The following is a 21,187-nucleotide window of genomic DNA, read 5'->3' on the forward strand; positions in this document are numbered from 1 at the left end:
TGGAACCACCTGACCCCATTCCGAACTCAGTAGTGAAACGATGCATCGCCGATGGTAGTGTGGCTTGCCCATGCGAGAGTAGGTCATCGTCAAGCGCCTAATAAAACACCCCGTCCTGCTTTGCAGGGCGGGGTTTTTTATTGCGCCTGAAAATGTCTACGCTCGCATGGATGCATAAGCACAGTAACCCGTAGGTTGTACGGCGCGTCCTTTTGCGCCGGGCAACAGTCATTCCCGCGTAGGCGGGAATCTAGTCACCACATTCAAAACAACAAACTAGACACCCGATAAAAGCACTCGGGTGTGACGCAGAAACTTGTTTCCCAAACCTTTGGTTTGTAAAACCTACACGGAACACGAAATCTCACACCGTAGGTTGCACGGCGCGTCCTTTTGCGCCGGGCAACAGTCATTCCCGCGTAGGCGGGAATCTAGTCACCACATTCAAAACAGTAAACTAGACACACGATAAAAACACTCGCGTGTGACGTGGGTTTCTCCGGCACCACCTGGAAATCGCACTTATGTATCAGCAAAAAGGAGATTGCGTAACATAATTAGGCTACAAAAGTGTTACATTATGTTGATAAGAAGTTAGGGAGTAGTTATGAACATTAAGTCTAGGATCACGCTAAAAGCCGTTTTGTTTTCGGCGATTATGTCGGCAACACCTGTTGTTGCATGTCTAAAGACAGACGCGCCAAGTCATTGGGTATTTTCAACGTTTTTGTTATCGGCATTGGCTTACTTAAAGTTTAGCTTCTACAAAACGAAATGGTTGCGCTACGGTTCGCTTATTACCGTTTCAGTTGTGATTTGGGCATTAAACTTAGCGCTTACTTCTTCCTTTTTTATTCAAAACCAAAGCTTCAATGAGGCTTATTTCTTTCACTTAGATCCTGCAACGCTTACGGCGAACCTAGGTGAGTATGCTCTACTGATTTCTTTGGCGTTGTTGCAGCTTGGCCTACTGGTTGCGCTAATAATAAAAAGACCTCGCATCAAAGGTATTCGGCTAAAGAAGCGAGCCCACGTATCTGCTGGGTTGGTTATGGCAGGGCTCTTTGTGGTATTCGCACCCTTTAATAGTCTCGCGACGTATTTAACATTTGATAATTCGGCTTACGATGAAAGTGGCTCGGTTTTACTTAAGCATAATTCAGATAACCCCTTTGATATTTCCAAGTCGACAGAGACAAAAAACTTAGTGCTTATATATGCCGAGAGTCTAGAACAAGGCTATTTTGATGAAGCTCGCTTCCCTGGGTTGCTTCCAGAGTTAAACAAGTGGCGGGCCAATAGTGTTAACTTCACAGGGCTTGAGCAGGTTTACAATACTAGTTGGACTGTAGCGGGTATTGTTGCATCACAGTGTGGTGTGCCGCTCATTTCTCCGTATCGTAGCCATGATATGAACAGTCTTGCGCCAACTTCTTCTTTTATGTCCGAAGCTGTTTGTTTGACGGATGTCCTTGCCGAGCACGGATACATAAATCAAATGATGATCGGTTCCGATCAACGTTTTGCTGGGAAGAAGTATTTCTTTGCTTCTCATCAGTTTGATCAAGTTGATGATTTTTCTACCCTGTCACATGCGATGCCTAGTGAAGACTACAAGCATGGTTGGGGGTTATATGATGATACTCTGATGGAGCAAGTGAAACTACGCTACGACCAACTGGTCGCGAACTCTGATCAACCATTTGCGTTGCAAACAGTGACCGTGGGGACTCACCCTCCTCATGGTGAGCTAGCGGATGGTTGTGCAAATTATCTAGATGATCCGGGTAAGATGCGCTCCGCGTTGCACTGTACCGATTCACACATTAGTGGTCTTATTCGCCATATTCGCCAGTCACCTGGTTCAGACAATACCATTATAGCCGTGGTTAGCGATCATTTGATGATGTGGGGAGACACGGTAGATACATTAAAACAAGCGCCTCGCCGGTTGTCGTTCTTTATCAACTACCCAGATCAGCGTTCCGATACAATAGATAGCGAGGGCACACACTTCGATATAGCACCAACACTTCTTAATAGTATGGGGTTTGCTACATCAGGTAGCTTTAATTTTGGACACGCCTTAGAAAAGCAGTCTTCAGGACTGATAGCTAGTCTAGGCTTGCCTAGTGAAGCGGTCGAGTCGAAGGTCGTAGAGCAGTTTGTTTCATCGCTTTGGGGTGAGCCATTAAACATAAGCGAGCTACCAATTCAGGTGGATACTGGTGCTGGAACGGTAACCGTTGGTGGTCAGCCTTTAAATTTAAAGGTGACGGGTGTGCTGGGAATGGGGTCACTCATGTTTAGTATTAACCCAGATACCTTGGCAGTAGAAGACTATCAAAGCCTGCCGTACGGCAGTAGTTTGCAGTCTGCCGCGATCACTCAAACTATGCTAGATAATCCGCATAAGACTTACTTTGTTTTAGCACCTGCTCAGTACTTAACTGGATTTGTTCCCCAGCATAACCTAGATGCTAAGGCTGTGTTTTTTGGCCAAGCCGCTGGTAAAACCTTTGTTAGTGAAGCTAATGTTAAGCAGCTGACTTTGGATTCGACAGTCATTAAGAGTGTGTTGCAAGCTGAGCAGTCAGGCGATATTGCCATTGCTCGCACTTACATCGACCGGCCGGTTGAGATTGCATTAAACCGTGTACAAGTGGCGAGTGCGCTGGAAAGCCTGCCTCTGGAATTGTCTGCGCAAGTCTGCCAATACAATGCTGATGATTGTGACTCGGGTTTGCAGTATGGCGAACAGAGCTTGGTACTAGAGCGTGGGCTCTCCGTTATCGCTCTAGGTGAAAGTGCTGAGTTGGTAGCCCATTTTGATTTGTGTCGTAACGAAAACGTATTAGAAAACGCTGAGCGTCTAGATAATTTGATGCAGGGCGAAAAGTCTTATCTGTTTGCCGTACAAGATACATTTCCTTGCAAAGGTGCATCTGATTATCAAGTGCCTCACTTGAATGGCTTGACTGATCATCAAGAAATAGCAAAGTACTTAAATGACCTTGAGTTTCGTGAGTTAAGTCTTGCTATGTATCGCCCTGCACTGGCAGAGTTTGTCTATAACAGCACTCGCGAGCAATCCCTTTCTTGGTCGGCTAAGTAATGGCGAGTGCTGCTTCATACCCTTCTCTAATCGCTCGCTCTGCATCGATTGCCTGAGCGTTGCGGCAGCCCCCTATGGTAATAGACCCAGTGGGGGCTTGATTTGGCTCCAGAAAATGCGTTGGTCACTAAATCGGTAACAATAGTCGTGAGGCATGTGTTGTTATAAATGTTTCCTTATTATGTTTTCCGTGGCACCGTTAGAGGGTCCGAATGTGATCCATTAACTGGCAGCTGCTACTAAGGTTTAATTATGAAGAAATATATATTGTTTTTTTTGGTATTTATCTTTGCTGGGTGTAATAGTGAATATTACTTGACTTCAGAAGATAGTTGTTCATATGAATATATTTCCTCAGGAGCTTTTGGGAATGGTGAAAATGTTTTGGAAGATGGTTGGTTTGTATGTCCCAGAATTGTGTTTCTCAATGGTTATTTGTTTCTGAGGGGTGAGTATTATGTTTATTATAATTATGAAGCTGAATTTCACTTAGAAGAATATAAAGTGGTTGACTCTAAAGGCAGGGTAATAATATTTGAAAATAGCCGTGAGGTACCCCCTACAGTACGTGAAATGGATGAGGCGTGGGGTCGCTACTTCGTTATACAGGGAAAACACTATTTTGATTCTGATTTTATCGAAGAGTCTGAAGTTCCAGATTATTTTGATGCAATTATTTCAGGTTATTATGGTGATGATTTTAAAGAAGTAACTATTCGGAACTATTTTAATTTGTACTAATTATAGGGATGGTTTTAATAGGTGATTAATTGGAGAAAAAATTTGTAATGGAAGTGATTTTATCAGCTGGTTTAACATGAGGTTGGCAAACAGGGTTCTTTTTTACTCTACGCATATGTCGGCCATTGAGTTGCCGATGCGATGCCTTGTTTTCTTTTAGGAGGTTCTGTTAGAGGTCCTGAATGTAAATCAGGTAATTGTTACTAGCTATAAATAGGAAAGTAAATGGATAAGAAAGTTTTTTTGTTTTTTTTGGTTGTTTTTCTTTTTCCTTATTGCAAGGGGGATGTTGAAGTTTTTTTAGAACGTCAAAGTGAACTTGAGAATGTTTCTTATCCATGGGACGAAGTGGATGTTGGTTTTCTGAATGGTTATTCAGAAAATGATTACGTTATTTCTAGTTATATAAAAGTTCTTAGGAAATATGACAGATATGGATTGAACTTGGAAATATTTTATAGGTCGGAGGTTGTTGCCTTTGATGTGTTGGAAGTTTCTTTTTCCGATTCTAATGGCGTGGATTACCGTTTGCATGATCCAGAATATGTTTTTAAGGTTGATGAGGAAATTGGAGGCGGTTGGAAATATTATGCTGCTTCTTTGAAGGATGTGGAATATTATTATAATGATTCTAGTGATGTTCCAGATTATGTTTCAGTTAAAGTTGATCTTGTAGTAAATGGTGAAAATGTTAGATTGGAGGAAGATTATAACGTCTCTTTCGTTCCTGGAGTCCTGCTATGGTGAGATATTAGGGCGAAAGGAGATTGTATTTAATTGCATGGCATTTAAATGGAAAAATTATTTTTTTCAATGGCAGTACTTTTATCAGCTGGTATGACTTTGCTGCGCTAGAAATGGTTAATTAATAATTACAGCTATATCCGAGTCAGTGTGTGGTCCCCTTCTTTAAAGTAGAGTCAACGCGCATTCATACCCTTCTCTAATCGCTCGCTCTGCATCAATTGCCTGAGCGTTGCGGCAGCCCCCTATGGTAATAGACCCAGTGGGGGCTTGATTTGAGTTCTGGCCAATACAACACACTATGGTGTCGGCAGTGAGTGTGGTTTTGTGATCGCCTTGTTTAAACACCACTTTATTCGGTTCGATCAAAATAAATTCGCACCCTTGGCGGTGATCCAGGCCTTGTTTTTTCAGTGAGGCCCAGTGGGCCCAGCCTGTTGTTTTGCCAAGTTTCTTATGTGGGCTCTCGGTGCCGCGCTGCAACAAAGTGACATTAATCTCCGATGGGCTGGGTTTAGCTAGCATTACTTCAGTGCCCTGTATGCCCCAGTGTTGTTTGTACTTATGTGGGCCATAAAGGTATTGGCAAAAGTCGACGGCGATTGGGCCGCCACCTATCACAATGACGCGCTGGCCTAGTTGTTCTCGCGGTTTGGCAAACGCCTGTTGGTAGTTTAATACTTCTGGTTCAGCCTCGGCAGGCCACTTAGGTTGTACGCCTGTTGCCCAGACTACCTTGTCGAATAGACTAGGGTTTTCTAATGTAGCATTAAGCTTGATGGTGACATTGTACTTTGCCAAGTTGTGCTGAAAGTAGCGCAGTAGTTCATGGTAGTCTTCTTTGCCTGGCACCATAGCTGCTAAGCGTAACTGCCCTCCTAGATGATCACACTGTTCATACAAGGTGACTTGATGGCCCATTTTGGCAGCGGTCACCGCACACGACAGCCCAGCCACCCCACCACCTATCACGGCGACCTTCTTTGCTGCTTGATTTGGCAATGGCGTATGGTTCAAATTTGGGTTAACCATGCACCCCACAGGTTTGCCGACAAAGGCACGATCAAGACATGCTTGATTGCAGGCGATACAGGTATTGATCGCTAGTGGATCGTGCTTCGCTTTTATTAACCAGTTGGGGTCGGCCAGGAGTGGGCGTGCGAGGCTGACCATATCAGCATTGGTCGTGGCCAGTACACGGTCGGCATCATCTGGCATAGCAATTCTGTTCGACAGAATCATGGGTACTTTGCTTGTCAGTTGGGCAGCTAAACTGGCGAACCCAGCGCGTGGCACACTGGTGGCGATGGTCGGTACCGGTGACTCGTGCCAGCCTATGCCAAGGTTTACGGCATCAATGCCAGCTTCCTCTAACCACGCAATTAACTGTTGTACCTCTTCTACGCTATTTGCTTTTGGCATTAGGTCGGCGGCGGAAATTCGGTAGATAATCGGCAAGTTACAGGCTGCTTTGATTGCCTTCACCACCTCGATCGGCAGCCTGGCTCGGTTGGCCAGCTGGCCACCCCATTGGTCGGCTCGACTATTTAACAGTGGTGAGATAAACGTTGACAGCAGGTAACCCTCTGACCCCATAATTTCAATGGCATCATAGCCAGCGGCTTCAGCCAGCTTGGCACAGCGTGCGTGGTCTTTAATGATGTCTAGAATGCCATCGTGCGACAGCTCAACGGGTGCGACGGGGTTGATGCGGCTAGGTTCGTTGGTGACGGATACCGGCTGGGAAATTTTCGCGTAGCGGCCAGCATGCAATATTTGTAAGGCGATGCGGCCATCGGCTTGATGTACTGCATTAGTGAGCCCTTTATGCAGGGCTAGGTCGGCATCCGACAGCAATGCTTGTGCACCTGTGTACAAGCGCCCATTGTCACTGGGGCTAATGCCGCCGGTTACAATTAGGCCAACACTAGTACGCGCTTGGTAAAACTCAGTTAATAATGCCAAGGCGTTTGGGTGCTCTTCGAAGTTCGTGTGCATTGCGCCCATCATCACCCGATTCGGCAAGCGTAACGAACCAATTTGTATTGGTTGAAATAATCGTTCGTAGTACACAAGCAGTCCTATTTACCAATGCCTTGCTTCAGTATGGTCAGTGGAAGTCGTGGCTGCTTACTTGAATTTGTAGCAAATTGTCTATGCGCTGTAGTCGCTCAACGATAACATGCGTGACCTGACTGTTTGGGTCTCGGTCTACTCGCCCGTCCACTAACAACATTTTTGCTTGTGTTAATACCGCAAGATATTCGTGGGCCGTGCGCTCCCATACCACTAAATTAGCTACGCCGGTGGCGTCTTCAATGGTCACAAAGGTTACGCCAGCTGCGGTGCCAGGGCGTTGGCGTACGGTGACGAGACCAAACAGCTTCACTGCTTGTTTATGAGCAAAGCTTGGCAATCGGTCTAGTGTTGGTAGTTGAGCTAAGAATTTATGTTCGCTGCGTAAGTAGGATGCTGGGTGGTCGTTAACAGCAATGCCGGTACTTTTTAAGTCTTGCTGAAGCGATTGCAGGCGGTTTTCTTGGGGCAGTTGCGCATCGTGCGTAGACGGTAAGTATTGGTCCAATAGGTCCTGATGCTCACCAATCGCTAGGGTTTGCCAATAATCGCCGTGGCGATGTTGGCCAAGCCCACTTAACGCATTGGCAGCGGCCAAACGTTCGAGTTGGTCACCCATTACAGCGGGTAGTTGATCGATCGACTGCCAGCCTTGTTTAGGACGTTGGCGAAGCAAGGCTTCAATACGCGCTTCATGTAAACCTCGCACTTGCTGCATGCCTAAGCGAATCGCATAACCTCCCGTAGAGCCTTCATCCGCTTCAATGGTCGACTGCCATTGGCTATGATTGATGTGCACTGGGCGCACCTCAACGCCATCATGCTGTGCTGCTTGAATAAGCTGATAGGGCGTATAAAACCCCATTGGTTGGCTATTTAATAAGGCCACGGTGAAAATGGCAGGGTGATGTTGCTTCAGCCAGCAGGATGCCCAAGCCAGTAGCGCAAAACTCGCTGCATGTGACTCGGGAAAGCCGTACTCGCCAAAGCCCTCAATTTGGCGATCAATGCGAGCGATATAGCTTTCATCGTAGCCTTTGGCGGCAAGCTTCTCTTTTAGTTGCTCGCGTAATGGCAGCATATGACCCGTGCGTTTCCAACTTGCCATGCCCTTACGTAGGCGGTTGGCTTCGGCCTCGCTAAAGTCGGCGGCCACCATGGCAAAATGTAACAACTGCTCTTGAAATATAGGGATGCCGAGCGTGCGCTCTAACACAGGTTTTAGTTTTTCTTCTGGGTAATCAACAGGCTCTAGCCCTTGCCGGCGTTTTAAATACGGGTGCACCATATCGCCATGAATTGGGCCTGGGCGAACAATGGCAATTTGTACAACTAAGTCATAAAAGCAGGCCGGTTTGAGCCTTGGCAGCATATTCATTTGCGCGCGGGACTCAATTTGAAACACACCAACGGTATTGGCCTGTTGAATCATTTGCCAGGTCAGCTCACAGTTAGCTGGGATATCCTGCATAACGAAAGGCTTGCCATGAATTTGACCGAGTAAATCGAAGCTTTTTTGTATGGCTCCCAGCATGCCAAGGCCGAGCACATCCACCTTCATTAACCCAATGGATTCAAGATCGTCTTTGTCCCATTCAATCACGGTTCTATCCGGCATTGCGGCGTTCTCGATTGGCACGAGTTCATCTAACGGTTGCTCGCTAATAATAAAACCGCCCACATGCTGGGAAAGGTGGCGTGGAAACCCTAGCAGCTGCACCAGTAGGCTCTTAAAGAGTGCCATGTTTTGCTGTGATAACCCGCCGACGTCGCTGAGCATTTGATCAAGCCAGTCTTTGCCCAAATAGCGCATGCCGTAGCGGCTAATTACTTGTTCTAAACGGTTAAGGTCTAGGTCGAATACCTTGGCTAAATCACGAATAGCACTCTTGCGTCGGTAAGTGATTACTGTCGCGGCAATGGCTGTGTGGCGACGGTTATATTTTCGATAAATGTACTGAATCACCTCTTCACGGCGTTTACTATCGAAGTCAATGTCGATATCGGGCGGCTCTTTCCGGGCACGTGACATAAAACGCTCGACCAGCAGGTTGTTGCGCCTAGGGTCTACTTCGGTAATGTGTAAGCAATAACAAACAATCGAGTTTGCCGCCGATCCGCGCCCTTGGCATAAAATCCCTTGCGAGCGGGCATAACGCACAATGTCATGAACGGTTAAAAAGTACTTTTCATATTCCAGCTCGCTGATCAGAGCCAGTTCTTTTTCAATTAACGCCTGATGCTCACTACGTATGCCCTCGGGAAAACGAATTTTGGCACCTTGCTCCACTAGGTGGCGCAAATAGTCGCCATCGCTCATATTCTTGGGTAGCGCCACGCCAGGGTAGCGATAAGCTCGGCGCACGTCGGTTAAGTCGACCTGGCAGGACTTCGCTAGTGCTGTGGTGGCCTGTAATATGCTCTCTGGGTACAAGGCTGCTAGGGTGCGAGCACTGCGCAGGTGACGCTCGCTGTTAGAAAACAAATAAGGGCGCGCCTCAAACAAGCTACAGCGATGGCGAATGGCTGTTAGGCAGTCCTGCAACGGCTGGCGGCTGCGATGGTGATAGTGCACATCGTTACAGGCCACGAGCGTCGCACCCTGCTGATGGGCAAAGTGCTGCAGTGCTTGTAAATGTGCTTGTTCGCCCGGTGTACGCAGCAAACTAATGCCTAAGTAGCACTCTGGGTGTAGCGCATTGAGCTGTTGCCAGTGCGCTAAGGAAACTGCAGTTGGCCGCCAAATTAGGGCGCAATTGGGTAAGTCGCTAAGCTGGTCGAGCTGCCACGTATAGCTGCCTTTTTCGCCAAGCTGGCGTGCTTTGCTAATAAAGCGGCACAGTTGCTGATAACCGGCAAAGTTTTTGGCTAATAGAATATAGCTTTGTTCTGCGAGTACGAGCTGGCAGCCAATAATAAGGTTTAACTGGGCTTGGGCATCTTGCACGGCTTGCCAAGCTCGAACAATGCCGGCCAGCGAGCACTCGTCGGTAATAGCCAGTGAATGGTAGCCGAGCTTGATTGCTTGATTCACTAGCTCATCTGGGTGTGAGGCGCCCGTTAAAAAGCTATAGTTGGTGCGACACTGTAGTTCAACTAATTCAGTCATCCTACGTACCCCTGTAAAAACCACTCTCCCTGAGCATCACGAAATAACCAACCAAAGCGGCCATCTTGGTGTTGAGCAAAATAATAATCGCGCTTACTGCTTTCTAGTTCCCACCAGCCAGTGTGAATGCGTTGGCTATGGTGTAGTAACTGCCATTGCTCAATATGAGTACTTTGAATGGGCACCAACCAAAAGGCTGTGGCGTGTTGAGTAGGTAGCTGTGCCATGCCATGTTGGGCAACTTGGCAAGCGCGTTCTGGCCTTGGATCCGCTTCGCCGGTGAAGTGTTGCACAGCTTCATTGCCAAGCTTGGCAGACAGCAAATCTAATAGCTGTGCTGGGCGCATGCCACTGGCTTGCTCAAACAAGTCTTCCGTTGCCCGGCTTTGCGCGCTCACCCCTAACGCGGAAAATTCAATGTACAGTGCGGGCTCGTTGAGTTGGCAGCGCTCAAGTTGTAAATCGATTAGGGGTAGCCATTCTTCTGCCTTAATCAGTGATGTGCTGGCATGAATGGTTAGCTGCTGAATGCGCTCGCGCTGGCGATTAAGCAACGTGATGGCAAGGCCTGTTGCGCAAAGCTTTTGGCTAGCTAGCCAGGTTTCTAATGTGTCGAGCAATGGCCGAATGGGAAACTTAATGGCCGCGGCACTTTGTGCTTCTCGGTTGAGTTCTATGCGTTCGCGAAACTGTTTTTTTGGGCTGAACCAAGCCTGCTCGTTGGGCCGAGCATGGCGTAAGTCTTGTAGCCATTGCTGCAGCCATTTACCAAACCGGCGCTGCACCGAACCAGTTGGAAGCGCTAGTAGCTCGCCGAGCCGTTGTAGGCCACTATGTTCCAGTTTATCTAGTGTGCGGGGCGGTAGTTGGCACTGAGTCAGTGGCAGTTGTTGCAACAGTTTCGCTGCTTGTTCACTACTCAATATGGGTGCTTTATTCAGTGGTTGCGTGGGAGCAAGCAGTAGCCCTTGCAGTGGTGTTTGCACGCGTATGCTTTGAAAGCGTAACTGGTACTGCTGCAACCACAAAGCAAACGGCTGCCACATAGGCTTGATATTGCCCCGATAAAGCTGGCGCACATCGTCGATGCGCAAGCTAATGCCTTGTTCATGCACTAACACATTGCCGCATAAGCGGTATCCTAACAAAGCAATGCGCTCTAACCACTGCTGCTGGCTGGTTTGGTGAAATGCCTGTAGTGCAAGCTCTTCTGCCAGCATAAAGGCCGCCGACAGGCTCATGCCTGGCTCAATACCTAGCTGTTCGGCAGCCCTGGTTGCCGCTAGCACTGTGCGGTCGGCTTGGTTAAATAACACTGCAGGTTGCTGCTGCGCATAGCGGCTATCTAGTTGCAGTGCTGGCAGGTGCACATGTAACCACTCAGCCATGCGGCACCTGACGTGGAATGTCGACAATTTGACCTGGCCAGCCTCTAGGGCGTTTTAGCACGTGCAAACGTAATGTATTGCCTTGTGCTTCAAGCTTTAACCGCAAAGGTGCCAGCGACGACTGCTGCTGTTGGTGGCTAGGGCGAAACAGCACAAACAGTGTATTTTGCCCCTGTGCTGCGAGTTGCAGCTTGCGCATGGCTTGTGTATCCAGTTTGTTGTGCCACGCCAGCAAAGCAGTACAGCAGCCAGAGCGCAGCAGTTGCTGGGCTGTCCACAGCCAATCATCGGGTTTTGGGCGCAGTAATAAATGCTGTTCGGCACGCATCCCCTCAGCTTGCCAGCTAGGGATATAAGGTAAGCAAGGCGGCGTTAACCAAGTAATCCAGCCCTGTTGTTGAGCTTGCTGATGGAGTGCCGACTTAAACAGCTGTACCTCACCACTGCCAGGTAAGTTGCTCAATACCTCAATAGTGCAACCAAGAGGCCAGCCGTTGCCTGGTAAGAGTTGATCGAGTTCGGCAAAGCCGCTGGCGGTGCTATGCCAGTGGGCATCGCGCCAATCGCGACCTCGCCATACAAGCGGGTGCTCTAACATACATCACCTATACTGTTTATGCGTACAGTATAGGTGATGTATGTTAGAGGTAAAGTGACAATTCGTGATGATATGTGAAGGGCTGCCATGGCTCAGGCAGCCAAGCACTACAAGAAGAAGCGAATCTCTCCAATGCCAATACAGAAGAAAAGCGTAATTGGGGCGTAATAAGCAATGGTCACGTAGTCAACACGCAAGCTATCCCAGCGCTTCATCAGCATAAACAAGGCAATAAACTCTAAAAAGTAGCGCTGCTCAACTAGCCCATGCGGTAGCAAGGCAATGATGGTTACTGGGTACAGCCAATAAAATGACTTACGGCGCAATGGTGTAACGCATAAGCTCAGGAACGCCCATAACATTGGAATGAAGGCGATGGTTTTGCTAATGAAGTCTTCACGCACCCAAACCAATACACGGTTGCGCAAGAAGAAGTCGTGGTGGTTGTACATGTGATGTGCGTAGAAGGTGGTTATATAAATAACGAACAGCAAACCAGCTAGCACCAGTATTTCAGGGTGGCGCTGAATAAGTCGAATAATCTTAGGTGTGTTCTTCAAGTGCATGGGTAAGAACAAGAAAAACAGCGTTAAAAGCAGAAAGTAAACTTGAGTTGGGTAGAGCCGGGCTAGCTGGTGGGCATCTTTATCACCGACTGCTACGCCGCCGTTGTAAATAACAAAGGCAACAAAGATCAGCGCGCTGGCAATAAATATCCACAAATGCGCTAAGGTTTTCGCTGCTTCTTTCCAACGTTGGTAGTAGAGAGAAGGCAAGAAGCTATTCTGCCCTAGGGCGATGAGTGCAAACAAAAAGGCCTAGATGATATTGGTTTGTCGAACAAATAGTGACGCAAATGCAATCAAGGCCGCAACTTGATAGTGGCGCTTAAGCGTAAAAAAGAAGGACGCCAGCAACAGCATGAGCGAAACCATATCTGTATACAGCACAAAGAAATACGGAAATATGATTGGCGAACTATAAAACAATAGGGAAACCGTGTACCGGTTTGGCTTGCCTAGATCTTTGGCGCAAAGGAAGAAGAAGATCAGGGCTGGTAGCGATAAAAATGCACTAATCACACGAGTCGCAGGAATCGAGTTATCACCAATTACCCAGGCAACCGCAGCCACCATTGCATGGTAGCCAGGCAGCATTGTCAACTTGTCGGACACATCGTCAAAAATGCCTTCCGAAAACTCTTTTATTTGTGGGTAGTGAAAGAACTCATCATGAAAATAGCTATGCTCAGGCATCATTTGCAGCCCAAGGTAAAACGTAACGCCAACAACCAAAACCAGTAAAATGGCGGAAAGTGTGATGTCATCTTTGTGATGCGCGCTCAATCCTTGTTTGAGTGCTTGGGTCATTTTAACGGTCCTTTTGTTATAAATACGTATATCGACCTTAGAATAGGCTTTATGCCCTTTTGTGACAGGAAAAGATTAGCAAACTGTGGCCGGATTCAAAAAAGAGAACGTTCCCTTACTGCATTTAAGCTTCGCAATGAATGACGTAATCACCGTCCCAGGTCAATTAGAACAACAGGTAACAATCTTCTACCTTGGCGACAACGTAAAAATGCTGTACAAACAGTTACATAGAGTTTCAGTCTTCTGTTTAAGGACGCGGTATGAATTTTAAAGTTACACGTATTGCCTTCCTTGCTTGTGTGGTCTTGTTAGGGGCTTGTTCGCCGCAGATTGAAACCATTTCTACTAGCGCTGGCACTTCTGCAGGCAGCAAAACAGTCACCCTCAGCTGGAGCCCACCAACGCAGCGTGAAGACGGCACTAGGCTTGCTGAGTCTGAGATTTACGCCTATGAGTTAAAGTACCGCCGCAAAGGTGAAGCAGAGTTCCAACCATTGCTGATCACAGCGCAAGATGCCAATACTGGCCCAGTTACAAGCTACAGCTTAACCAACTTGCCGCAAGGCGATTACGAGTTCCTACTGGCAACCATCGACCGCGATGGTTTGCGCAGTGACTACGTTCGCCCATCAAATTGAAATCCTGCCCTACACTTAATACAAAACAAACTGTGTAGGGTACTAGGATGTCTGATCAGCTAATCATATTCGATACCACATTGCGCGACGGCGAGCAGAGCCCGGGCGCTTCAATGACGAAAGACGAGAAGGTTCGCATTGGTCTAGCGCTTGAGCGACTAAACGTGGATGTGATTGAAGCAGGTTTCGCCGCCGCCAGCCCAGGTGATTTTGACGCCATTGCCGCCGTGGCCAGTGCGGTAAAAAACAGCCGAATTTGTTCGCTCGCGCGGGCAGTTGAGAGCGATATCGAGCAAGCCGGTGCGGCCATTGCTAGCGCTGAGGCGGGCCGTATACATACCTTTATTGCCACGTCTCCCATTCACATGCAGCACAAACTGCGGATGCAGCCAGATCAGGTGGTTGAGCGGGCTGTACAAGCGGTAAACCAAGCCCGCAACCTTTGTGATGACGTTGAGTTTTCCTGTGAAGATGCCGGGCGCAGCGAAATTGATTTTCTTGCTCGAATCATTGAGGCTGCCATCGACGCTGGCGCTCGCACCATTAATATTCCAGATACTGTTGGGTACGCGATTCCTGATGCCTTTGCCGAGATGATTAGCCAATTGTTGGTGAAAGTACCAAATGCTGACAAAGCGGTTTTTTCGGTTCACTGCCATAACGACCTTGGCTTAGCCGTAGCCAACTCACTGGCTGCCGTGCGCGCTGGTGCTCGGCAAGTTGAGTGCACTATTAATGGGTTAGGCGAGCGGGCCGGCAATGCCGCGCTAGAAGAAATTGTTATGGCGGTGCGCACCCGCCAAGACTTGTTTAAAATTGACAGCCAAATTAACACCCAGCATATAGTGCCAGCTTCGCGGCTAGTGTCATCGATCACGGGTTTTCCCGTACAACCTAACAAAGCCATTGTGGGGGCGAACGCCTTTGCCCATGAATCGGGCATTCACCAAGATGGCGTGCTTAAACATCGCGAAACCTATGAAATTATGGCCGCTGAAGATGTAGGTTGGAGCACTAATAAAATGGTGCTTGGCAAGCACTCAGGTCGTAACGCGTTTAACACTCGCATGGAAGAACTTGGCCATCACTTTGCTAACAAAGACGACCTAGACGAAGCATTTGCCAAGTTTAAAGACCTAGCGGATCGAAAACATGAAATTTTCGACGAAGACTTACAATCACTGATTAGCCAAGTAGAGCTGAGCCCGCAAGAAGAGCGCATCCGCCTATTAGACTTACAAGTTCACTGCAACCTTGGCAAAGATCCTCGCCACGCCAGCGTAGTGCTAGACGTTGACGGTCAGCGGCAAGTAGAAATGGCCGAAGGTGATGGCCCAGTAGACGCCTGCTTTAAAGCCATTGAGGCCATTGTGCAAAGCAAAGCTAGTTTGCTGCTGTATTCCGTTAATGCCCTAACGGGTGGCACCGACTCGCAAGGCGAGGTAACCGTGCGATTAGAAAAAGCAGGTCGCATTGTGAACGGCCAAGGCGCCGACCCAGATATTGTAGTGGCCTCAGCGCTGGCTTATATCAAAGCGGTTAACCTGCTGAACTCTAACGCTAAAGCCAACCCGCAGGAGACAGTGTAGACACCATCTCTCCGTAACATTGCAACACATTTTGTAGGTCTGTAAATCCTCCGCGCAGCGGAAGTTTGCAGACAAGGACGTCTGTAAGGGCAAATCGCAGGAGCATGATTTGCTTGCAGACAAGGACGTCTGTAAGGGCAAATCGCATGGAGCATGATTTGCTTGCAGACAAGGCTGACAGATATCTGCTCGTGGTTGAGTGTCTTCAAAAACGGCTTCGCCGTTATTTAAAGACCTACAAGTTATCGTTTCATCAAAAGGGAAGCAGTTGATCTAATAGCGAAGCAGAATGTTTGAGACATTCAATGCCGTAGAATGGTTGTGTCAGTAACGAATTAAGCCTTTGCCCCTTGTCAGGCGTCGAGTAAAAGCTGATATTAGCCACTCGGTTGCCTGATGTTAGAGTGTAAGTAATGCAAGCTTTTTTCGACCAACTTTTACAAGCGCAGTACCACGACGTAATGTCATCGTTGGCCTTGGTACTCGGTACTGGCGTCATTGCATTGTTGCTGGCGCTCGTCGGCCGTGTGTTAACGCGCCGCCTAACGACGGTTTGGGGTACTAGCTTACATGCCAATATGTTAAGCGTTGGCACCTTGGTATTTTGGTTTGTCTTACTAGCGTTTTCTGTTGCCTGGAGTGACGCCGAGAGTTTAATGCGTTCCTGGGCCGTAGCTGGCCAGTCACTATTGGCAATCTTTATCGTATACAAGCTGGCATACCAGTGGATTCCAGCCAAGAACCTAGCGCGCTTAATTGTATATTCTGTTGTGCCACTCATTTTGCTTAACAGCTTAGGGCTGTTGAGCACCGCGATAGCCACTCTCGATGGCTACGCACTTGACCTTGGCAATATTCACATCACCTTGTTTGATGTGCTGCGTGTGGCCTACTTTGGTGTCATTCTTTTCTGGCTAGGTCGCGAGTCCAACCGAGTTGGCAAAAAGAAAATTCGCCAGCAAAAAAACCTCGACTCCAGCACCAAAGAAATTATTGCCAAGCTATTTGAAGTGGGCATCTTCATTGTTGTTGCACTGCTATTGCTCAATATCTTAGGCATCAACCTAACCACGCTAGCCGTTGTGGGTGGCGCTGTGGGTGTGGGTATTGGTATCGGCTTACAGTCCATTGCCTCAAACTTTATTTCGGGCTTAATTATTCTGCTCGACCGGTCGCTGTCGATTGGCGACTACATTGAGCTAGACGATGGCCGCAGTGGCACCATCACCGAGCTAACGCTGCGTGCCGCCACACTAGAAACCTTTGATGGCAAAGACATTGTGGTGCCCAATGATGTGTTTTTTACCGAAACCTTCACCAACTGGACGCATAAAAACAAAAAACAGCGTTATGCCATTAACTTTAATGTGGCCTACTCAACCGACCTAGATCGACTATTTCCACTAGTTAAAGAGATGCTTGCCGAACACCCAATGGTGATGGCAGGTGATCATCTACCCATAGAAGAGCGGCCAGATATTGAAATTTGTGGCTTTGGTGATAACGGCATCGACTTGTTAATCGAGTTTTGGATGGAAGCCATCGACGATGGCCCCAACCGCGTTGGTGGAGACCTACTGTATTCCCTGTGGAAGCTGATGAAAGAAAACGGCTTCGAATTCCCATTCCCACAACGCGAAGTGCGTTTGCTTAAGTAAATACCATCACTTCGAAGCATTGCGACACATTTTGTAGGTCTGTAAATCCTCCGCGCAGCGGAGGTTTGCAGACAGGACGTCTGTAAGGGCAAATCACAGGGAGCATGATTTGCTTGCAGACAAGACATTTACCACCACATGATAGGCCCTCACGGGCTCGTGCCAAACTGGCTTGAATGCAGTACCATTGCAGTGTTCATTTTTTGGTGCCTTTATGCCTAGCAATTTATACGAACAAGATCGTCGCGCTTACCTGCAAGCTATGGGGGTAGACGTTTGGACGCGCCGTAAGCCTTTGGCGTTGGCGGGTCAAATTCGTTGTTTGTTCCCTGACCCTGCTGATGCGCAGCAAGCGCAAGCCCAACTGCAGCATGCGGCAACGCCTGAGCAAGCTGAAGCAGTGCAAGCACAGGTTGGTAACTCTAGCGAGCAGTCGCTTACTCAAATGGCAGAGGTAAACACTGAAGCGCCAGCTGCTAAGGTGGAAGTGCCCGAAGTGCCGGCACCAGAAGGTTATAGTTATGACGACCGGCCCGCATTTCGTATTTGGTTTTATGCTTTTGGCCCACACTTGTTTATCGACACTGTGCCACTGTTGCTCGACCCGCGTGGGCGCAATGAGCTCAAGCGCTTGGTTATGAACATGTCGATTGCCCTTGGCCATGAAAACCGTATGCCAGAGCTATTTCAAAATCTTGATTGGCCGGTATTCGACCACCCAAGAATTCGCCAAAGCTCAGCCGATGCGCGTGAGTTTATGGAGCAAAAACTAGCCGTGGTGTTTACCAATCATCCCGAGATTGAAAAAGTCTTTGTAATGGGCAGCGAAGCCGCGCGTTATTGTGGTGGTGTTACCGAGTTTGAGCTAGGTAAAGAACTCAGTATTAATGATCGCCCAGCCGCACTCATTGCAGCAGGCAGTGAAATGCTGCAGCTAAAAGAACTAAAGCGCCAGTCTTGGCCAGTTATGCAAAAGCTTAAGGCAAAATAATTGCAGTTCGAACGACTTACCCCTGAATATCTTAACGCCGCAGTCGCTCTAGAGGCGCAACTGCAAATGGGCCCGGTGCCGGAATCACAATTTGTTAAAGCCATGCACAGCCAACAGGCCTGGATGTGTACCGAAGAAGGTGTTTTGCTTGGCTATTTAGTTGGCAGCAGCGTGGTAGATGAAGCCAGCATTCTTTGTGTTGGTGTGGCCTTGAATGCGCGTCGGCGCGGCATTGCCAAGCGTTTGCTGCAAATGGCCGAAGCCCACTGGGCAGAAAAAGACATGGCCAGTATCTTTTTAGAGGTACGGGCCAGTAATCACGCCGCTATTGCGGCCTACGAGCAAGCCGATTATGTGCAAGTTGGCGAACGCCCTAACTATTACCCACTGCCAGGTGGTGGCCGCGAGCCAGCAGTTATTATGGCGTGTCAGCTTAGGATGTAAGCATTAGCAAGTAGCGCTTGTAAGGCTTGTGAGTCGGCGGGTGTTAATACGCTATCTAGCTCGTCTTGCAACGCCTGATCAATTAATTCAATCGACTTTCGATATGCTTCTCGGCCAGCTTCGGTGCTCAAAATATGATGCGCACGCGAATCATATTGGCAGGTCAACCGCTCGATTAGCCCCTTATCCATTAGCTTTTTCAACATCGTACTTGCCGACGAGCGTTGCACGCCCAAGCTTGCCGCAATAGCACTAGCGTGGGTGCGATCATCATGTTGTAGACCAAGGTCGATTGGTTGCTCGGCTCGAATCACCGCCGCAACATACTCTAACTCATTTAGCGTCAGCGGTGCGGCATCTAGGGCTTGGCGAATTCGACTTTGCCAGGTCAACAGGGCTTCGATCATTTAATTTACACTCAGTAAATAAATTTAGTTAGGTAATCTAACATAATTCGGTTATTTTTAGTTAGGAAGGCTAACTAAGTGAGGGCAATCATGCCAAACTGGACGAACGAACACGCAAAACAATACGATGAACTTTGGGGTGACTTACCACTCCTAGCAGAAATTGCTAACTGGCTTCCCCTGCAAGGCAACGAGCGCCTCTTAGATATTGGCTGTGGTTCAGGCGCTGTGCTGGCGGGTATTGCTGAGCGTTATCCACAATGCACGCTGTTTGGCTGTGACCCAATGCCTTACATGGTCGACGCCGCACGCAAGCGTGTGCCGAGTGCCGATATTCAGCAAGCAACAGTTGAGGACTTTCAGCTGGCGCCGTTCGATGTCGCGATAGCAGCCAACACGGTTCGCCATTGGGCGAATGTTGAACGTGGACTTGAACATATTGCCAAGCACGGCGTGCAGACAATCGTGTTAGTAGATGACCTGGCCTTTAACCCATCCCCTAGCGAGTTCTGCCCAGCCATTAGCAGTGCGTTAAGATGGTTTGCCGAGCAAAGCTGGCAGGTAGAAATTCAGTACCAAGAAGCATTTGATGAGAGCGTTATCATAGCGCGCTTAAAACCTTAAACTCGCTTCGAAGCACTGGCCGTCGGCAATTTTGTGTACCACCAAGGTCATTGCACCCAGGTTGACTTCGTCCCCTACCACTGGGCGTTTAAACTGTTGCTCAAACAGTTCGGCTACGGTGGTGGCGGAAAGGTTGCTTACCTCTAACCCATAAACTGCGCCTAGGTCGGCGAGTAGGGTGCTACCTTGTACCTTGAAGTCACCAAAGAACGCCCGCTGGGTTTTGTTGGTTCGCCGGTTATCGTAGGTAAACTGCTCTTGCAGTGCTTCCTCTTGCTCGCCGGGGCAGACTAAATACAACACATCCCCTTTCACAAGCTGGGTGCTTTCATCAACTGCCATATGCTGCTCGCCGCCCTTGGCAAAAAACACAGGTACCACACCGGCAGGCCAGTTATGCTGTTCAACTTCGCCAGCACGCCAGTCGTGACTGATGGTAAAGCCGAGTAGTTGCTTACCGTCGGCAAACTCAGACTGATGTACAGGAGTTTGCAGTGGTGGCAGCACCACTTTAAACAGCTTGCTGGCATGGGGTACAGTCCAGCCTTGAATGATGAGCGATAGTATCACCACGAAAAACGCTGCATCAAAATAGATGTTGGCGTAATCAATGCCTGCCACCAATGGAAAAGTGGCGAGCACAACCGGTACGGCACCACGCAGGCCTACCCACGAAATAAACGCATTTTCGCGCCAGCTAAACTTAAACCACCACAGCGATATCCAAACGGCCAACGGCCTAGCGACAAACATCAAGAGCAGAGAAATTAGCAAGGAAGGCATTGCAAGCGCCCACAGGTCTTGCAAATCAACCAATAACCCAAGCATCAAAAACAGCGCAATTTGCCCCATCCACGCCAAGCTCGTGTGAAACTGTTGCACGCTAAACATATTGCGCTGATTCGCCAGCATCACGCCAGCAATATACACCGCCAAAAAGCCACTGCCGCCCAACCAAGACGTGCCGGAAAACACCACCAATGCTAAGCCCGTTGCGAGCAGGGCGCTAAAGCTTGTGGAAAACGCCAAACGCTTTAGCATTTCGCTGGCGCCTTTGCCACTGGCCCAGCCTATGGCTAAACCTAGGCCCATCTGTTGGGCGAACAATTGAACTTGCTCCAGAAAATTGGCGCTGTCTTGTTGAATCCAGCTTATTACCGCTAGAGTTAAAAACACGGCCATGGGGTCGTTGCTGCCAGACTCAATTTCCAGTGTGGCGCTAATGCGCTCCGACAACCGTTGGCCCGATGAACCCAGGATGCCGAACACCGCCGCGGCATCGGTAGAGGCAATAATAGAGCCGAGTAGCAAGCCATACACTAGGGGTAAATCGAACAGCCAACTGGCCGCTACACCAGTAAACATCGCGGTAATAAATACCCCCAACGTGGCAAGGCTCAGTGCTGGTTTTAACCCCACACGAAAGCGGCTATGGTCGGTATTGATACCGCCATCGAATAGAATAATGGCCAAGCAGAGGCTAGCGACAAACTGAATTTGGCTAAGTGACAGTTCTGGCATCATGCCTTGGCTCGCGATGCCAATGATTAAAAACAGCAACAGAATTGGCGTGCCCAAGCGGCGAGCAAATACATTGGCCAGCACACTTGCGGTTAATAGCGCCCCAACAATTAGAAGCCACTGTAAACTGTCTATCTGCATGAAATCCCTCGATGGCCTTAATACAAGCAA

17 protein-coding genes and 1 rRNA gene are annotated in these 21,187 nt (G+C 48.5%); 10 read left to right on the forward strand and 8 right to left on the reverse strand.

Translation table 11 applies throughout. From position 1 onward, the window contains the following. The 4 genes from rrf to DUW71_RS17090 all read left to right on the forward strand — a co-directional run. Window positions 1-95: ribosomal RNA gene (rrf, locus tag DUW71_RS17075) — 5S ribosomal RNA — on the forward strand; the annotation flags it as partial. A 512-nt stretch (window positions 96-607) separates the two neighbouring features. Next, complete coding sequence (locus DUW71_RS17080; RefSeq protein WP_119396490.1) at window positions 608-3,115, forward strand: sulfatase-like hydrolase/transferase; 2,508 nt, start codon at window positions 608-610, stop codon at window positions 3,113-3,115. Window positions 3,116-3,367: 252 nt separating this feature from the next. Then, complete coding sequence (locus DUW71_RS17085; RefSeq protein WP_119396491.1) at window positions 3,368-3,856, forward strand: hypothetical protein; 489 nt, start codon at window positions 3,368-3,370, stop codon at window positions 3,854-3,856. Window positions 3,857-4,081: 225 nt separating this feature from the next. Then, window positions 4,082-4,603, forward strand: coding sequence for a hypothetical protein (locus tag DUW71_RS17090; RefSeq protein WP_119396492.1), 522 nt, complete (start codon window positions 4,082-4,084; stop codon window positions 4,601-4,603). A gap of 162 nt (window positions 4,604-4,765) precedes the next feature. Here DUW71_RS17090 and DUW71_RS17095 read toward each other — a convergent pair whose 3' ends face one another. From DUW71_RS17095 to DUW71_RS17120, 6 genes are all read right to left on the reverse strand, one after another. After that, the gene (locus tag DUW71_RS17095) at window positions 4,766-6,673 is read right to left on the reverse strand and encodes an FAD-dependent oxidoreductase (protein WP_119396493.1); all 1,908 of its coding nucleotides are present in this window, start codon (window positions 6,671-6,673) and stop codon (window positions 4,766-4,768) included. A gap of 37 nt (window positions 6,674-6,710) precedes the next feature. Next, window positions 6,711-9,785, reverse strand: a complete 3,075-nt coding sequence (locus tag DUW71_RS17100) for an error-prone DNA polymerase (RefSeq protein WP_119396494.1) — start codon at window positions 9,783-9,785, stop codon at window positions 6,711-6,713. Next, the gene (locus tag DUW71_RS17105; protein ID WP_119396495.1) at window positions 9,782-11,173 is read right to left on the reverse strand and encodes a Y-family DNA polymerase; all 1,392 of its coding nucleotides are present in this window, start codon (window positions 11,171-11,173) and stop codon (window positions 9,782-9,784) included. The genes DUW71_RS17100 and DUW71_RS17105 overlap by 4 nt, the downstream gene beginning before the upstream one ends. Continuing rightward, window positions 11,166-11,771, reverse strand: a complete 606-nt coding sequence (gene imuA / locus DUW71_RS17110; protein ID WP_119396496.1) for a translesion DNA synthesis-associated protein ImuA — start codon at window positions 11,769-11,771, stop codon at window positions 11,166-11,168. Before imuA ends, DUW71_RS17105 begins: the two co-directional genes overlap by 8 nt. Before the next feature lie 107 nt (window positions 11,772-11,878). After that, window positions 11,879-12,583, reverse strand: coding sequence for a Dol-P-Glc:Glc(2)Man(9)GlcNAc(2)-PP-Dol alpha-1,2-glucosyltransferase (locus DUW71_RS17115; protein WP_119396497.1), 705 nt, complete (start codon window positions 12,581-12,583; stop codon window positions 11,879-11,881). Between the two features lie 6 nt (window positions 12,584-12,589). Beyond that, a complete protein-coding gene (locus DUW71_RS17120) occupies window positions 12,590-13,141 on the reverse strand; it encodes a Dol-P-Glc:Glc(2)Man(9)GlcNAc(2)-PP-Dol alpha-1,2-glucosyltransferase (RefSeq protein WP_119396498.1) in 552 nt (183 codons plus the stop codon). A 263-nt stretch (window positions 13,142-13,404) separates the two neighbouring features. Here DUW71_RS17120 and DUW71_RS17125 point away from each other — a divergent pair, with 263 nt between their 5' ends. The 5 genes from DUW71_RS17125 (at window position 13,405) to DUW71_RS17145 (ending at window position 18,464) form a co-directional block, all read left to right on the forward strand. Next, complete coding sequence (locus DUW71_RS17125) at window positions 13,405-13,782, forward strand: fibronectin type III domain-containing protein (RefSeq protein ID WP_119396499.1); 378 nt, start codon at window positions 13,405-13,407, stop codon at window positions 13,780-13,782. Window positions 13,783-13,829: 47 nt separating this feature from the next. Then, the gene (locus tag DUW71_RS17130) at window positions 13,830-15,371 is read left to right on the forward strand and encodes a 2-isopropylmalate synthase (RefSeq protein ID WP_119396500.1); all 1,542 of its coding nucleotides are present in this window, start codon (window positions 13,830-13,832) and stop codon (window positions 15,369-15,371) included. Between the two features lie 413 nt (window positions 15,372-15,784). After that, entirely contained in the window at window positions 15,785-17,029 is a 1,245-nt protein-coding gene (locus DUW71_RS17135) for a mechanosensitive ion channel family protein (protein WP_119396501.1), read from the forward strand. A 214-nt stretch (window positions 17,030-17,243) separates the two neighbouring features. After that, window positions 17,244-18,020 (forward strand): hypothetical protein, encoded by a 777-nt coding sequence (locus DUW71_RS17140; protein WP_119396502.1) that lies wholly within the window; start codon window positions 17,244-17,246, stop codon window positions 18,018-18,020. Then, window positions 18,021-18,464 carry a GNAT family N-acetyltransferase gene (locus DUW71_RS17145; RefSeq protein ID WP_119396503.1) on the forward strand — a complete coding sequence of 148 codons (444 nt, stop codon included), beginning with the start codon at window positions 18,021-18,023 and terminating at the stop codon, window positions 18,462-18,464. On the opposite strand, the gene DUW71_RS17150 is transcribed toward DUW71_RS17145, so the two are convergent. Continuing rightward, entirely contained in the window at window positions 18,449-18,871 is a 423-nt protein-coding gene (locus DUW71_RS17150) for a MarR family winged helix-turn-helix transcriptional regulator (protein WP_119396504.1), read from the reverse strand. The two genes, DUW71_RS17145 and DUW71_RS17150, sit on opposite strands and share 16 nt — an antisense overlap. 90 nt (window positions 18,872-18,961) lie before the next feature. On the opposite strand from DUW71_RS17150, the gene DUW71_RS17155 reads away from it, so the two are divergent. Then, window positions 18,962-19,495 carry a class I SAM-dependent methyltransferase gene (locus DUW71_RS17155; protein WP_119396505.1) on the forward strand — a complete coding sequence of 178 codons (534 nt, stop codon included), beginning with the start codon at window positions 18,962-18,964 and terminating at the stop codon, window positions 19,493-19,495. On the opposite strand, the gene DUW71_RS17160 is transcribed toward DUW71_RS17155, so the two are convergent. Further along, complete coding sequence (locus tag DUW71_RS17160) at window positions 19,484-21,157, reverse strand: potassium/proton antiporter (protein ID WP_119396506.1); 1,674 nt, start codon at window positions 21,155-21,157, stop codon at window positions 19,484-19,486. The two genes, DUW71_RS17155 and DUW71_RS17160, sit on opposite strands and share 12 nt — an antisense overlap. Between the last annotated feature and the right edge of the window lie 30 nt (window positions 21,158-21,187).

The sequence above is a fragment of the Salinibius halmophilus genome (assembly GCF_003577475.1).
GTDB lineage: Bacteria > Pseudomonadota > Gammaproteobacteria > Pseudomonadales > Natronospirillaceae > Salinibius > Salinibius halmophilus.